Origin of the sequence: Bradyrhizobium oropedii (genome assembly GCF_020889685.1) — a bacterium.
Taxonomy (GTDB): Bacteria; Pseudomonadota; Alphaproteobacteria; order Rhizobiales; family Xanthobacteraceae; genus Bradyrhizobium; species Bradyrhizobium oropedii.
The window spans coordinates 1-13221 of the sequence record NZ_JACMYO010000213.1; the positions used below are offsets into that span (position 1 = coordinate 1).

The window sequence follows — 13221 nt, forward strand, 5'->3', positions numbered from 1 at the left end:
CGCCGGGCGGCGCGGTGCCGGCGCTTCGTCGGCAGCCGGTTTGGCGCGCGTAAAATTCTGGTCGCCCGGCTTGGTGACTTCGATCGCCGGCAGCTGATCGGGAGCGGGCGCCTGCTGCGCCCGCGCGGTGGAGGCAAGAATGGCAGGCACGATCATCGTCGACGCGAGCAGAAGCGCGCGCCGCCGACGGCATGGCATGGAGAACATAAGCGAGACCTCGGTAACGTCAGTGGCACGTCACCGCGAAGCAGTCTCACCATCGTGCTTGCAGCATCAGGTGAAGCTCATGCCTGTACTCCCCGACCGGCATCCTCGCGTGTGACCACGGCTGACGGCAGGTCTCCTGGCTCGCGGGTCGTTACCCTTCGTCGCCTTCCCAGGACCGAAATTCCCAGTGGCTTGTGACGAAGGATTCACCGCTTACAGTTGCGGGGGCAGCCGCGGCGTTGGGGAGGTTTCCCCGCACCGCATTCCCTTTTCATCTCATGAAAGAACCGTCATGGTCATCTAGGGTTCGGCCGGGCGGTAAAGTCAATCCGGCGGAAGTCGGGCAATGGCGAGGCGGCCCCGGTTTTTGTCGAGTGTCGCTTGTCTGCCACGGCGATCGCTGTAAGAGCATGGATCCAATGAGCGTGCAGGATTTTGCCTTGGCTGCCGAGGTCGCGGCGCGGCGCCGGTGGGGCGCCACCGCGGCGCTGCTCGCGCTCGTGGTCCTGCTGCTGGTGCTCTCTCTCGGCATCGGGCCGGTGCGGCTGTCTCCGCTTGCGGTGATCGAGGCGCTGTTCGGCGGCGGCAGCGACGTGGCGCAGGTGATCGTGCGCGAGATCCGCCTGCCGCGCACCATTCTGGCGTTCGCGATCGGCGGTATTCTCGGGTTATCCGGTGCGGCGCTGCAGGGACTGCTGCGCAATCCGCTGGCCTCGCCGTCGCTGTTCGGCGCGCCGCAATCGGCGGCCTTCGGCGCGGTGCTGGTGATTGCGCTGGGCCTGGCCGATGTCCGCTCCTACGCGCTGCCGGTGGTAGCGATCATCACAGCGTTCGGCTCGGTGTTCGCGCTGCTCGCGATTGCCGGCCGCAATGCCGGGCTGTTGATCCTGATCCTGGCGGGGCTTGCGATCTCGAGCTTTGCCGGCGCCGCGACGGCGCTGGTGATGAACCTTTCCAGCAATCCCTTCGTGGTGCTGGAGATCGCGTTCTGGCTGCTCGGCTCGCTGGAGGACCGCAGCTTTCAGCATGTGGCGCTGGCGCTGCCCTTCATCATCGCAGGCGCGGCGATCCTGCTGAGCCAGGCGAGCGCGTTCCGCGCGCTGACGCTCGGCGAGGAAGCGGCACAGAGCCTCGGCGTCGACGTCGGGCGGTTGCGGCTTTTCGTCATCACGGGCGTGGCGCTCGGCGTCGGCGGCGCGGTTGCGGTGACAGGCACGATCGGATTCATCGGTCTCGTTGCTCCGCATCTGATGCGCCCCCTGATCGGTCACGATCCGGCGCGGCTCTTGGTGCCGAGTGCGCTGACCGGATCGGCGCTGCTGCTCGCCGCCGATATCGCGGTGCGCATCATCCCCTCGACGTCGGACATCAAGGTCGGCGTGCTGACCTCGATCATCGGCGTGCCGTTCTTCCTCTATCTGATCATGCGCGAACGCCGCGCGCTCGGCGGAGGTGCGGCATGACGCTGCTCTCCGCCACCGGCCTCGATGCGTCGTTGGGTAACCGCAAGGTGCTGCGCGATGTCTCGCTGTCGCTGGCAGCGGGCCATCTGGTGGCGCTGGTCGGGCCGAACGGTGCCGGCAAGACCACGCTGCTGCGCGCACTGGCCGGGTTGATTCCGTCCGATGGTGAGATCCGGATCGGTGGCGATGCGCTGGCGTCGCTTGCGTTGCGCGAGCGGGCGAAACGCTTCGCCTATCTGCCGCAGGGGCACATGGTGCATTGGCCGCTGCCGGCGCGCGATATCGTGGCGCTCGGCCGCTATCCGCATGGCGCGACCGATCCGGCACGGCTGTCACCGAGGGACATGGAGGCGGTGCTGCGGGCGATGCAGGCGGTCGACGTCACGGCATTCAGCGATCGCCGCGTCACCGAGCTGTCCGGCGGCGAGCGCAGCCGTGTCGCGCTGGCCCGGGTGCTCGCGGTGGAGGCGCCGGTGATTTTGGCGGACGAGCCGACCGCCTCGCTCGATCCGCGCCACCAGATCGACGTGATGCAGAAGCTGCGCAACGTCGCCGACACCGGCGTGCTGGTTATCGTGGTAACGCATGATCTCGGGCTTGCTGCACGGTTTGCCGATCACGTGCTGGTGCTGTCGGAGGGACGGCTCGCAGCGCAGGGCGCGCCTGATGCGGCGTTGTCGGAGAGTGTTCTGGCGAGCGTGTTCCGGGTTAGCGCCTATCGCGCGGAGTTTCAGCGCGAGGCCGTCATCGTGCCGTGGGCGGACGTCTGATGCGCGCGCGGCATCTGGCAGCCCTTGTCACGGCATGGCTGATGTCGTGTGCAGCCGCCTCCGCCGCCGGACCGCGCATCGTCTCGATGAATGTCTGCAGCGACCAGCTCGTGCTGTCGCTCGCCGACCCGGACCAGATCCTCGGGCTCAGCCGCTTTTCGCGCGATGCCTGGCAATCCTGGGCTGCCGAGAAGGCGCGAAACTTTCCGCGCCTGTCCGGCGGGGCTGAAGATGTGCTGCTGCTCAAGCCCGATCTGGTCGTCGTCAGCCTGTTCGACAAGCGCGCGACGCGCGATCTGTTGAAGGCCAACGGGCTGCACCTCGTCGAGTTCACGGTGCCGCGCACGCTGGACGAGGTGAGGGACCAGATCCGCGCGATGGGCGATGTGGTGCAGCATCCGGATCGCGCGCAGGCCGAGATCGTGCGCCTCGATGCGGCGATCGCCCGTGCGCGGGCGGTGGCGAGCGCGCATCATTACCGCGTGCTGCCGCTGGAGCGGCGCGGCTTTGTGTCGGGCGACCAGAGCCTCATCAACTCGCTGCTGGCGGTAACCGGCCTGACCAATGCGGCCGGCGAACTCGGCCTCGGCGTGGGCGGGTTTGCCTCGCTCGAGGCTATCGTGAAGTTGCGGCCGGATTTCATCCTGGTGTCGGAGGCCGGCGATCGTGCCGAGGATGAGGGCCGCGCCTTCCTGCTGCATCCGGCGCTGGAGCGCTTCTATCCGGAAGCCAGGCGCATCGTGCTGCCCGAGCGACTCACGGTGTGCGGCGGCGTCATGCTGGCGGACGCGCTGGATCGGCTGACGGAAGAGTTGCAGCGCGTGGCGCGGTAACTCCCAGTAATCCGTCATCCTGAGGTGCGAGCTCTTGCGAGCCTCGAAGGATGCACGGCCCGGATATTTCCAGGTGTTCTCGGGTAGAGCCGGGCCGTCGCCCTTCGAGACGCGCTGCGCGCTCCTCAGGGTGACGGTGAGAAATAATGCGCGCCGGCCAATGGCTGGACGATTATCCCATCACCACAGGCCCGCCGGCCTTCTTCCAGGCGTCGATGCCGCCCTCGATATGGGCGGTGTTCGCCAGTCCCGCCTTCTTCGCGGCGGCCACCGCCATCGCCGAGCGCTCGCCGAAGGCGCAGAAGAACACGACACGGCGGCCGGTCGCGGCCGCGACTTCGCGCAGCATGCCGCCGGGCTGCAAGGTGGCGCAAATACCGGGATAAGGCGCGTGCATCGCGCCAGGAAGCATGCCGTGCTTGGTGCGTTCGCCGCTTTCGCGCAAATCCACCAGCAGGATATCGGGCCGGCCGAGGCTTGCGATGGCATCGCGTGCGCTGAGGGAGAGGCCTTCCTTGGCCAGCTCGTCCTGGTGCAGGCCGACATGCATGTTGGCAGGCACCACGACATCCATCAGCTTCGGGTTCGGCAGATTGAGGTTGTTCATCAGCTCGACATAGTCGTCGATCGATTTCACCTGCAGCCGCGGATTGTAGCGCTTCTCCTCGCCGATCGTGGAGACGGTGTCGCCCTTGTAGTCATGCGCGGGGAACACCATGGTTTCCTCGGGCAGCCTCAAGAGGCGGTTGAAGATCGAATCGTATTGCGCGCGCGCGCTGCCGTTCTGGAAATCGGTGCGGCCGGTGCCGCGGATCAAGAGCGTGTCGCCGGTGAAGACCCGATCGCCCATCAGATAGCTGTAGGAATCGTCGGTATGGCCCGGCGTGTACATCGCCTCAAGGCAGAGGCCCTCGATCGTCACCTTGTCGCCGTCGGAGACGCGCATCGACACCACATCGGCCTTACTCTGCTCGCCCATGATGGTGATGCACTGGGTGCGGTCGCGCAGCTCGCCGAGGCCGGTGACGTGATCGGCGTGGAGATGGGTATCGACGGCCTTCACCAGCCGGAGATCGAGTTCCTGCAGCAGCTTGCAGTAGCGGTCGGCCTTTTCCAGCACCGGATCGAGGATCAGCGCCTCACCGCCGGCGCGGCTCGCGAGCAGATAGCTGTAGGTGCCGGACACGCTGTCAAAGAGCTGGCGAAAGATCATGACGGCTTACCTGTTCTCCGGGTCGAGTCGTGAGGAGGATATTATTCCATAGATAGGGTCGATTCAAAGCAAATCCATCCCCCGGGCGAATCCGGTCCCCGTCACTCCCAATCCATCACCGTCACCCTGAGGAGCGCGCAGCGCGTCTCGAAGGGTCGACGGCCCGGCTCTTTCCGCGAGAGTGTTGGCGTGCGGAAGCAATGGGGCCGTGCACCCTTCGAGACGCGCTGCGCGCTCCTCAGGGTGACGGAGTTGGTTTTGGGGATGACCGGACTATAGGGGAAAGCCGCTTACGGCCTGACGTAACTCCAGCCCTGCTCCTGCAACTCCATCAGATGCACCACGCCCGATGGTACGATGGTGGCGTCGGGGACGACGGAGATCGCGTGGCCCTCGGCCTTCTCCATGCCCTGCTTGGTGTTGCCGCAGGCGGAGAACTGGATATTGCCCGGGAAGACGTCATCCTTGAGCCGCTTGATGCGGTCCTGCACCGGCGAGGTGTCGCTGCGCAGCATGTGCAGCCCGGGACCGTAGGTGACGATGTCGATCTCCACGTCCTCGTTCCTGGCGCGGTAGTACTCGATCACGTTGGTCGCGTTGTTGAGCGCGAGATTAATGACCTGCGGGTCGTTCTGGTCGATCTGGATCGCGATGCGGTGCGGCTTGTCGCCGGCGAGTGCGCTCGCGATGAAGGCAAGCGAAAGCAGCGCGGCGGTGGCGAGACGGCGAAGCATGGGGGGTCTCTCAATGTGACCTCGTCATTGCGAGGAGCGAAGCGACGAAGCAATCCATCTTTCTTTCTTACGGCAAAGTGTGGATTGCTTCGCTTCGCTCGCAATGACGGCGGGGTTACGGCCGCACCAGCGTGTAGCCGTTCTCGGTGAGAAGCAAAATCTGCGCGACGCCGACCTGCACGGGGGTGGCGGCGGCGATGTAGTCCGGCCGCTTGCCGGTGTCGCGCTCGATGGTGTCGACGGTGTTGAGGCAGACGTCGACCCGCGCGCCCTGCGCGACCAGGCTCTCGACCAGCTTGCGGTTTGGGTTGTCGGGCTTGAGCAGCTCGATGCCGGGGCCGAAGGCGACGATCTCGACCGCGACCTTGTCGGGGTCGTAGTGCTTCATCAGATTGTTGGCAACGCTGATGACGAGGCCCTGCTTCTTCGGGTCGTTGTCGGAGAGTTGCAGCACGATCTTGTGCTCGGCGAACGGCTTGTCCTGCAACGGCGCGAGCTGGGCACGGGCGAGCGGCGTTGCCAGCGCGATCGCCGCAAGGGCAAGCGCTGCGATGAGCGCGCGCCGAATCATCCGTGCCTCGCGATGCCCAGATTGTCGTCGACACCCTTCAGCGTCACGCCGGGCTCGTCGCGGTTCGGCGGCCGGCCGGTGCGCAGATGCTTGGCCACCACATCCCAGATCGGCGCGCCGTTCTGCTGGTTGACCGAGGCCCAGCCCGCCACCTTGTAGTGCTTGCCGGCTTCGAGATGCTTGCCGTTGCCGAGCTTCAGCTCGGAGATGCGCTTGCCGACGGTCTCGCCGGGCGTGCAGGTGTAGGCGAGGCCGCCGACGCGGACCATGTCGCCGCCCTGCTGATAATAGGGATCGGCGTTGAAGAGGTTATCGCAGACGTCTTCCAGCACGTCCTTGATCTGGCTGCCGGTCATGGTCGCGACGTAGGTCTCGGGATAGGTGATCGCGGTCTCCGACAGCACGTCTTCCATCGTGATCGGCTGGCCGGCGAGGGTGGTGAGGCCCCAGCGGAAGCCGGGTGACAGCGCGATCTCGGCGTTGAGCTCGTTCAGCAGCGCATCGCAGATCAGTTGGTCGACGGTGCCGGAGAAATTACCGCGGCGGTAAAGCAGACGATCGGCGGTGCCGAGCTTGCCGCTCCATTCGTCGACATGCGGATCGCGCATCTTGTCGATCAGCGCCTGCATCGCGGGATCGGGCTTCAACAGCTCGGCGAAAACCGGCAGCAGGCGGTAGCGGACATTGGCGACCTTGCCTTTGGTAAGGTCGAGATCGAGCACGCCGATGAACTTGCCGTTGGAGCCGGCATTGGTGACCAGCGTGACGCCGCCGGCATTGGTCACCGTGATCGGAATCGGGATCGCGTCATGGGTGTGGCCGCCGAGGATGACGTCGATGCCGGTGACGCGGCTGGCGAGCTTGAGGTCGACATCCATGCCGTTATGCGACAGCAGGATCACCGCCTCGACCTTGTCGTCGTTGCGGTGGCCGTCGACGAGCTTCTGCAGCTCCTCGTCGCGGATGCCGAACTTCCAGTCCGGCGTGAAGCGCTTGGGATGCGCGATCGGCACATAGGGGAACGCCTGGCCGATAATCGCTATGCGATGGCCGCCGATCTCCTTGATGATCGACGGCTTGAACACCCGCCCCGAGGCCGGATCGAACGCCTTGGCGTCGTTGAACGCGGCTTCCTCGGTCAGGAACACGTTCTGCGCCAGAAACTCGCCCTTGAAGCGCGAGAGATTGTCGCGCAGCACCTGCTCACCATAGGTGAATTCCCAGTGCCCGGTCATCGCCTCGATGCCGAGCAGATTGGCGGCCTCCACCATGTCGGCGCCGTTCATGGCGTTGGCAAGGCCTGTGCCCTGCCAGAGGTCGCCGCCGTCGAGCAGGATCGAGCGCTTGTCGCCGACATCGGCGCGCAGCTTGTCGACCAGCGTCTTCAGATGGGCAAAGCCGCCGAGCCGCCCGAAGCGGACGGCGGCCTTCTCGAACTCGACGCAAGTGAAGGCATAGGCGTCGGCGCTGTCGGGCCGGATGCCGAAGCGGTCGAGGAAGGCCTTGCCGACCAGATGCGGCGGCTGGCCGGCCATCGCGCCGACGCCGATATTGACGCCGGGCTCGCGGAAGAACACCGGCTTGAGCTGCGCATGCGTGTCGGTCATGTGCAGGATGCGGGCGTTGCCGAAGCGTTCGAAGTCGTAGACGCTGGCGGTATCGGCACCGCGCGCGAGGCGGGGCAGGCCGGCCACAAGCGTTGCGGCGGCCGAAGCTCTCAGGAAATCCCGGCGGCGGATGATCATCACTCTCTCCGCGCGGCCCCCGTGGCCTGCGCGCCTTTAGCGAACTTCCATGTCCTTCCAGCGTTCCTTTTCGCTGGTGGCCTGGAAGATCGATGCCTTTGCCAGCGCCTCGGCCTCCTTGGCCTGGGCGACTGCGGTGTCGAAATCACCAGCCTCACCGGCCTTTTTTGCGGCGGATAGCGTCGAGGCTGTCGTGGTCCACTGATTGCGCAGCAGGCCTGCTTCCTTGTTGGCGGCTTCAGCCGCGGCATAGGCCGCCTTGTAGTCGGCCTCGGAGGCGGCGAGGGCGCCGCTCGCGGTCGCGATCAGCAGGGCTGACGCCGCAAAGATCGCTCTGATGGCCGCGCTCATGGCCTTGCTCCCGGACCCGAAATCGGCAGGCCGTTGCTGACATAGGACAAATAATATTCGAGGTTGCGGTACTCGTCGTCCTGCGGATTGAGCGGCACGCCGCGGATCTGGCTGTTGCAGGTGGTGAAGCGCCGGCTGGTAGTGCCCATGCCTGACCATTCCGAGCGGTAGATCGGCATCGCGTTCAGGATGCCGAGCGCCGGCGCCAGCACCTCGGCGCGGATGCGTTCGCCCGGGCTCTGGATGTGGCAGGTGGCGCAGGAGAAATTGAGCTGGCCGCGGCGGGTGTAGAAATACTCCTTGCCCTTCTGATAGGCCTCCAGCGCGCGCGGATCGTCCGGGATCTTGATGTCCATCGGCTTGCCGCGCGAGGTGAAGGCCATGTAGGCGGTGAGCGCCGCCATGTCGTCCTTCACATAGGAGAACGGCGCCTCGCCATTGGCCTCGCGGCAACGGTTGAGCGCGAGCTCGAGCGTGACGACCTTGCCTTCCTTCTCATCAAAATAAGGGTAGTTCTGGCGGATGCCGATGCCCTGGTTCGGGAAGCAGTCCGCGTAGGTCTTGCCGTTCTTGAACGGCGTCGAGAACATTTCCTTGCCGGCCTCGAGCGAGAACTCGTAGGGCGGAAACTGCTCCTTCTCCTCCCACTGCTTGTGCAGGTCCTCATTCATCGAATAGGGACCGTTGACGAAATCCTCGAGCTTCAGCTTGGGGAATTTGCTGGTGAAGAATTTCTGGAATGCGGCCTTGTCGGCGGCGGGATCGACGCTGTCAGCTGCGCGCGCCGGCGCGAGCGCCAGCACGCCGAGCGCAAGCGTTGCAATTGCTGCGCGGATTGCGAAGCGCCGCGTCATTGAATCTTCGCCGTCGTGGTGTCGGTCGCGCCCTTGTTGTCGATCCAGCTGACCGTCAGGTCGTCGCCCTTCTTGCCGCCCTTGAAGGCGAACTTGACGTAGGGGTCCTTGGAGACGCCGCCGCCCCAGTCGGCGACGAACACCGGCTTGCCGTCATACTCGAAGGTCAGCACCTGGATGAAATGCGGCGGGATGATCTCGCCCTTGGCGTCCTTGACGAAGCCGGAATCCATCGGATGCTGGATCAGCGCCTGCACCTCGGTGGTGTCGCCGTTTGATGTGGCGCGCACGCGAATGCTCGATGCCATCTGATTTTGTCCCTTGATTGAACTCAGCCGCCGCAGCCGCCGACGGTGACCTTGATTTCCTTCTGGGCGCTGTAGAGCTTGCCGCCGGCCTCGACGATCACGGTGACGTTGCTGGTCTTGGCCATCTTGATGCGGTTGGCGACGCTCGGCAGCGTGCCGGCCGGAATCTTGTAGGATGCGATCAGCGAGATCGGGTTCTCGCTCACCAGGAACGCGATCGAGGTGACGTCAGCAAGCGTCGTGGTGGCGGAGATCGGCACCACGGCGCCGTTCTCGGCGATTTCGGGCGCGTCCATCTTGACCTTGTCCGAGGGCTCGGCGGTCTTGCCGTAGAGCGCCTTGATCGCGTCGGCCTCGGTCTTCTGCTTGAACGCCTCTTCCGGATATTTGTCGTTGGCTGCGGCGAGCGCCTGAGGCACGTCGAACGGAACGACGCCAAGGCCGATCAGTGCGGCGACGCCTGCGCCCTTCAGGACCAGGCGGCGCGTCCTGAAAAATTCGCTGGTCGTGATGTTCATCGAAAAAATCTCCTCAAGCTGATGTCGCCGCGTCACAGCGTCTGCAGGAAGTCCACCACCGCGTTGATTTCGGTCTCGCTCAAAATCCGGTTTCGGCCGAACGGCGGCATCACGGTCTGGGGGTTGCGCTTGGTCTCATCGGTCACGATCGCGATCAGCTCGTCGCGGCTGTACTTCGCCTTGAGGCCGGTCAGCTCGGGGCCGATGCTGCCGGGCAGCTCGCCGCCCTTGATGACATGGCAGGTCAGGCAATTGCCCTTGCCGCGGTCGAAGGCCAGCTTTTGTCCCTCGGCGGCGGATTGCGCCTGCGCGGGCGCGGCCATGGCGGTGCCCGCCAGCAGCGCCAGGACGAAGGCTGGCTTGGAGAAAGTGGCGATCAAGGACGTTTCCCGGGCTTCAATCTCGATGATCCCATCGCAATATAAGGAGTGGAAAGCACAAAGGCCATCGGCTGGCAACACGGAGAATAGGCGCGTTGCGACGGGGTTAATGTCCTGCGGAGGAAATCACTCCATCACCCCCGCGCAAAGGCTTCGCCTTTGTCGCTGGAGGTGCGAGCGGAGCGAGCCTCGAAGGGTCAACGGCCCGACTGGGGCCGATTCATCCTTCGAGGCGCGCAAGAGCTCGCACCTCAGGATGACGGATTTGGCAGTATCGCCGCCCAGTTCCGCTTTCGCCAATTGCGGTGCTCGGTCTACATACGATTACAAGGAGAAGCGCGGTGGCGGAGTTCGTGGTGGAGTTCGGCAAGGACGGCAGGCCGGTCGAGGCGGACGGGCGGCTCGATGCGGCAGCATTCCACCGCAATCACCAGCCGATCTGGGCGGTCCTTAAGAATTACCTCGCCGGTCAATCCGGCGACGTGCTGGAAGCCGGCAGCGGCACCGGCCAGCATGTCGTCTATTTCGCCGGCCGGACCCCCGACATCACCTGGTGGCCGAGCGACCTCCATGCCGCGCATCTGCGCAGCATCGAGGCGTGGCGCGCGCATGCCGCCCTTGCCAACATCAAGCCGCCGCAGCCGATCGACCTGTCTGACCCCGCCTGGTCGCCGGCGCCATCGGACGGCAAAGGTCCGGACAATCTGCTCGCGATCTTCTGCGCCAATGTGATCCACATCGCGCCGTGGCGCGTCGCCGAGGGCCTGTTCGCCGGCGCTGCACGGCATCTGCGCGCCGACGGCCGGCTGTTTCTCTACGGCCCGTTCAAGCGCGGCGGCAAGCATACCGCGCTCAGCAATGCCGTGTTCGATACGTCGCTGCGTGAGCGCGACGCCGAGTGGGGCGTGCGCGATATCGCCGATCTCGAGCGGCTTGCGGACAGTGTCGGGCTGAAGCTCGGCGGCAGCTTCGAGATGCCGGCCAACAACATGATCCTGATGTTCGTGCGGGCACAATCGCGATGAAACGGCGTCCATCGCCCGTTCACGGCGAGACCTGGACCTCGGTCATTGACGTCTCGAGCAGGAAATAATGAATCGGACTGCATTCAAGAAGGGTCTATTCGAAGCATTGCTGCAGCAGGGCTTCGTGAGGGATCGAGACCTGATGCGCGTTTCGCACGACCGAATGGTTACGCTCGTGGGAGTTCAGAAGGGCTTTGGCAGTCAATGGTTCATCAATGTCGGTTTTTGGTTCAGTGGGGGAGGAATGGAGGAGCCCGGGAGCGTGGAGCAAACGCATCTGTATTTTAGGCTCGAAAGACTATTTCCTCAGCATAAAGAGACCATCCTTGCCGCGGGTGACCTGGGCGACGCAGGCCAACCGGAGGCATACCAAAGACTCGCAGAGCTAATCGGCAGCGAAATTGCAACCAATGTGAAGCGACTTGGTACGGAAGAGGGACTCGTTGAAGCCTATCGTGCGCGTCGTTTGGAGGGCGGTTTAGTGACCAAGGTTGCGAAAGAGTGGCTTTTGACAGTGAGCTGACCTGGGGAGCGAGATGCTCTGCATGGCAGGCTCAGGACGCTGGCGAACGAAGCTCATTGGCACCTTCAAACTGCCGGCCGTCAACTTGATCCTGATGTTCACGCGGGAAGGATACAACTCAATCATAGGCGAGGCACCATCCGTCCCCGCGCAGCCAGCAGCGTTCGTCGGGAATCTCGGCATTCCGATAGAGCCGCGTCACCTTCTGCCAACCGCCGCGCGCGAAGGCTTCGGCCAAGGCCTTTTCCGACATCTCGTCGCGACCGCCGTCGCACGGAATGATCGCGACCGGTGAGATCCAGGTGGCTTGATACTGTGCGCCCTCGCGCCGGACACGGAACACCGCGCCAGAGCGCGCGATCTGCTCCGGCGCACCGCCCTTGAAGCCCTCGTCCGACGTCAGCGGCAGGATCAGGCGGCCGCCGTCGGCAAGCCCGTCGAGCCATCGTGCGGCCGGCCGGGTGCAGCCGGCGTTGACATAGATCACGTCGGCTGGATCGAACGATGCGCGCGTGCCGTCCCCCGCGATGATCTCGACATTCGGATAGGGGGCGAGATTGGCGCGGGCGCGCGCGGCAAGCTCAGGGTCGTATTCGATGCCGGTCACGCGTCCGGACGGTCCGGTCAGATGTGCGAGGAGCGCCGTGTAGTAGCCGGTGCCGGTTCCGATGTGCACCACGTGTTCGCCCGCTGCGGGCGCTGCCTGATGCATGAGATAGGCGTGCAGCGATGGCTGGCCGTTGTTGAGGCGTCGCTCGGGCCGCAGCGCGACCAGATCGTTGGTGTAGAGATAGACCGGATCGGCATCGGGCGTCGGCACATAGTCGCCGGTCCACCACCGCAGCATCAGCCATGGTCCGGGGCCGACGAAGTCCTCGCGCGGGATGGCGGCGAAGGCCGCGGCCACGCGCGCATCGTTGACGTTGGCGGCGGCCAGGATCTGCTTGGCATAGGCCGCGCGAACGATGCGGAGTTCGGCTTGCGGGTCCATTGCCGGGCCCTCCCACGATTGACGCGTTGTGTGATTTGACACACCGAGGTGTGTGAAATAGCATACTCCAACGACGGAGGCCAGAATGAAGAGACGGCTTTATCCGGCCGTGCTGGAGCGCGGTTCGCGCGGCGCGTTCGGTGCCTGGTTTCCGGACTTTCCCGGCTGCGTCGTCGGTGGCAAGTCGCAGGAAGAGGCGATCGAGCGTGCCGAGCATGCGCTGGCGCAGGCGGTCGACGGCTGGGTCGAGCAGGGCCACGCGCTGCCGGAGCCGACGCCGATCGAGCGTATCGTGCCGCCCAAGGGCTCCGACGTTGCCGCCTTCTTCATGGTGGGCGTCGATCCGCCCGATCCATCCGAGCGCGTCAACGTCTATCTGCCGAAGAGTCTGATCACGCGCATCGACAAGCGTGCCGCCGAGCTCGGCATGAGCCGCTCGAGCTTTTTCGGCTTCGCGAGCTCGCTCGCACTCGAATGGCCGGGTGGATATCCGCGCGGCGCCCCGATCGCGCCGCGCTCGAAGGTGCACAAGACCGGCGCGCTGCGCGCGGAGAAGCGACCGGGCAAGAAGCCGTTGCGGTAGGTGATGCGCGTACTGTCTGACCCAGCGCGCATCCCATCACCGTCACCCTGAGGAGGCCGCATAGCGGCCGTCTCGAAGGGGCGACGGCCCGGCTGGTGGCCGTGCATCCTTCGAGGCTCGCCCAGCGGCGCAATTGCGCCGCAAGGCTCGCA

General features: G+C 65.1%; 16 protein-coding genes and 1 riboswitch. Of the genes, 6 read left to right on the forward strand and 10 right to left on the reverse strand.

Annotated elements, in window-relative coordinates:
* Positions 1 to 316: 316 nt before the first annotated feature.
* A riboswitch (cobalamin riboswitch) is annotated at positions 317 to 514 on the reverse strand.
* 112 nt (positions 515 to 626) lie between these two features.
* From H8A95_RS36780 to H8A95_RS36790, 3 genes are read left to right on the forward strand one after another with little or no spacing between them, the layout of a single operon-like run.
* Positions 627 to 1670, forward strand: coding sequence for a FecCD family ABC transporter permease (locus H8A95_RS36780; protein ID WP_229187523.1), 1044 nt, complete (start codon positions 627 to 629; stop codon positions 1668 to 1670).
* The gene (locus H8A95_RS36785; protein WP_229187524.1) at positions 1667 to 2440 is read left to right on the forward strand and encodes an ABC transporter ATP-binding protein; all 774 of its coding nucleotides are present in this window, start codon (positions 1667 to 1669) and stop codon (positions 2438 to 2440) included. The genes H8A95_RS36780 and H8A95_RS36785 overlap by 4 nt, the downstream gene beginning before the upstream one ends.
* A complete protein-coding gene (locus H8A95_RS36790) occupies positions 2440 to 3273 on the forward strand; it encodes an ABC transporter substrate-binding protein (protein WP_229187525.1) in 834 nt (277 codons plus the stop codon). The genes H8A95_RS36785 and H8A95_RS36790 overlap by 1 nt, the downstream gene beginning before the upstream one ends.
* A 172-nt stretch (positions 3274 to 3445) precedes the next feature.
* On the opposite strand, the gene H8A95_RS36795 is transcribed toward H8A95_RS36790, so the two are convergent.
* The 9 genes from H8A95_RS36795 to soxX form a co-directional block, all read right to left on the reverse strand.
* On the reverse strand, positions 3446 to 4486 hold the full coding sequence (locus H8A95_RS36795) for an MBL fold metallo-hydrolase (RefSeq protein WP_229187526.1): 1041 nt from the start codon (positions 4484 to 4486) through the stop codon (positions 3446 to 3448).
* Between the two features lie 290 nt (positions 4487 to 4776).
* Entirely contained in the window at positions 4777 to 5220 is a 444-nt protein-coding gene (locus H8A95_RS36800) for a DsrE family protein (RefSeq protein WP_229187527.1), read from the reverse strand.
* A gap of 115 nt (positions 5221 to 5335) precedes the next feature.
* Positions 5336 to 5791 (reverse strand): DsrE family protein, encoded by a 456-nt coding sequence (locus tag H8A95_RS36805; RefSeq protein ID WP_229187528.1) that lies wholly within the window; start codon positions 5789 to 5791, stop codon positions 5336 to 5338.
* The gene (soxB, locus tag H8A95_RS36810; protein ID WP_229187529.1) at positions 5788 to 7536 is read right to left on the reverse strand and encodes a thiosulfohydrolase SoxB; all 1749 of its coding nucleotides are present in this window, start codon (positions 7534 to 7536) and stop codon (positions 5788 to 5790) included. Before soxB ends, H8A95_RS36805 begins: the two co-directional genes overlap by 4 nt.
* Before the next feature lie 36 nt (positions 7537 to 7572).
* On the reverse strand, positions 7573 to 7887 hold the full coding sequence (locus H8A95_RS36815) for a hypothetical protein (protein ID WP_229187530.1): 315 nt from the start codon (positions 7885 to 7887) through the stop codon (positions 7573 to 7575).
* Entirely contained in the window at positions 7884 to 8741 is an 858-nt protein-coding gene (gene soxA / locus H8A95_RS36820) for a sulfur oxidation c-type cytochrome SoxA (protein WP_229187531.1), read from the reverse strand. The genes H8A95_RS36815 and soxA overlap by 4 nt, the downstream gene beginning before the upstream one ends.
* Positions 8738 to 9049 (reverse strand): thiosulfate oxidation carrier complex protein SoxZ, encoded by a 312-nt coding sequence (soxZ, locus tag H8A95_RS36825; protein ID WP_092122527.1) that lies wholly within the window; start codon positions 9047 to 9049, stop codon positions 8738 to 8740. The genes soxA and soxZ overlap by 4 nt, the downstream gene beginning before the upstream one ends.
* 23 nt (positions 9050 to 9072) lie before the next feature.
* On the reverse strand, positions 9073 to 9567 hold the full coding sequence (gene soxY, locus H8A95_RS36830) for a thiosulfate oxidation carrier protein SoxY (RefSeq protein ID WP_229187532.1): 495 nt from the start codon (positions 9565 to 9567) through the stop codon (positions 9073 to 9075).
* A 32-nt stretch (positions 9568 to 9599) separates the two neighbouring features.
* Entirely contained in the window at positions 9600 to 9890 is a 291-nt protein-coding gene (gene soxX / locus H8A95_RS36835) for a sulfur oxidation c-type cytochrome SoxX (RefSeq protein WP_229187537.1), read from the reverse strand.
* 398 nt (positions 9891 to 10288) lie between these two features.
* On the opposite strand from soxX, the gene H8A95_RS36840 reads away from it, so the two are divergent.
* Both H8A95_RS36840 and H8A95_RS36845 read left to right on the forward strand, forming a co-directional pair.
* On the forward strand, positions 10289 to 10972 hold the full coding sequence (locus H8A95_RS36840) for a DUF938 domain-containing protein (protein ID WP_229187533.1): 684 nt from the start codon (positions 10289 to 10291) through the stop codon (positions 10970 to 10972).
* Positions 10973 to 11039: 67 nt separating this feature from the next.
* Positions 11040 to 11495, forward strand: coding sequence for a DUF4304 domain-containing protein (locus tag H8A95_RS36845; RefSeq protein ID WP_229187534.1), 456 nt, complete (start codon positions 11040 to 11042; stop codon positions 11493 to 11495).
* 118 nt (positions 11496 to 11613) lie between these two features.
* Here the strand turns inward: H8A95_RS36845 and H8A95_RS36850 are convergent, their stop codons facing one another.
* On the reverse strand, positions 11614 to 12486 hold the full coding sequence (locus H8A95_RS36850; RefSeq protein ID WP_229187535.1) for a protein-L-isoaspartate O-methyltransferase family protein: 873 nt from the start codon (positions 12484 to 12486) through the stop codon (positions 11614 to 11616).
* 85 nt (positions 12487 to 12571) lie between these two features.
* Between H8A95_RS36850 and H8A95_RS36855 the strand changes: the two genes are divergently transcribed.
* On the forward strand, positions 12572 to 13069 hold the full coding sequence (locus tag H8A95_RS36855; RefSeq protein WP_229187536.1) for a type II toxin-antitoxin system HicB family antitoxin: 498 nt from the start codon (positions 12572 to 12574) through the stop codon (positions 13067 to 13069).
* Positions 13070 to 13221 lie beyond the last annotated feature (152 nt).

Coding starts and splice junctions, on each gene's coding strand:
- H8A95_RS36780 (WP_229187523.1), top strand. CDS start 627: ATGAGCGTGCAGGATTTTGCCTTGGCTGCCGAGGTCGCGGCGCGGCGC.
- H8A95_RS36785 (WP_229187524.1), top strand. CDS start 1,667: ATGACGCTGCTCTCCGCCACCGGCCTCGATGCGTCGTTGGGTAACCGC.
- H8A95_RS36790 (WP_229187525.1), top strand. CDS start 2,440: ATGCGCGCGCGGCATCTGGCAGCCCTTGTCACGGCATGGCTGATGTCG.
- H8A95_RS36795 (WP_229187526.1), bottom strand. CDS start 4,486: ATGATCTTTCGCCAGCTCTTTGACAGCGTGTCCGGCACCTACAGCTAT.
- H8A95_RS36800 (WP_229187527.1), bottom strand. CDS start 5,220: ATGCTTCGCCGTCTCGCCACCGCCGCGCTGCTTTCGCTTGCCTTCATC.
- H8A95_RS36805 (WP_229187528.1), bottom strand. CDS start 5,791: ATGATTCGGCGCGCGCTCATCGCAGCGCTTGCCCTTGCGGCGATCGCG.
- soxB (WP_229187529.1), bottom strand. CDS start 7,536: ATGATCATCCGCCGCCGGGATTTCCTGAGAGCTTCGGCCGCCGCAACG.
- H8A95_RS36815 (WP_229187530.1), bottom strand. CDS start 7,887: ATGAGCGCGGCCATCAGAGCGATCTTTGCGGCGTCAGCCCTGCTGATC.
- soxA (WP_229187531.1), bottom strand. CDS start 8,741: ATGACGCGGCGCTTCGCAATCCGCGCAGCAATTGCAACGCTTGCGCTC.
- soxZ (WP_092122527.1), bottom strand. CDS start 9,049: ATGGCATCGAGCATTCGCGTGCGCGCCACATCAAACGGCGACACCACC.
- soxY (WP_229187532.1), bottom strand. CDS start 9,567: ATGAACATCACGACCAGCGAATTTTTCAGGACGCGCCGCCTGGTCCTG.
- soxX (WP_229187537.1), bottom strand. CDS start 9,890: ATGGCCGCGCCCGCGCAGGCGCAATCCGCCGCCGAGGGACAAAAGCTG.
- H8A95_RS36845 (WP_229187534.1), top strand. CDS start 11,040: ATGAATCGGACTGCATTCAAGAAGGGTCTATTCGAAGCATTGCTGCAG.
- H8A95_RS36850 (WP_229187535.1), bottom strand. CDS start 12,486: ATGGACCCGCAAGCCGAACTCCGCATCGTTCGCGCGGCCTATGCCAAG.
- H8A95_RS36855 (WP_229187536.1), top strand. CDS start 12,572: ATGAAGAGACGGCTTTATCCGGCCGTGCTGGAGCGCGGTTCGCGCGGC.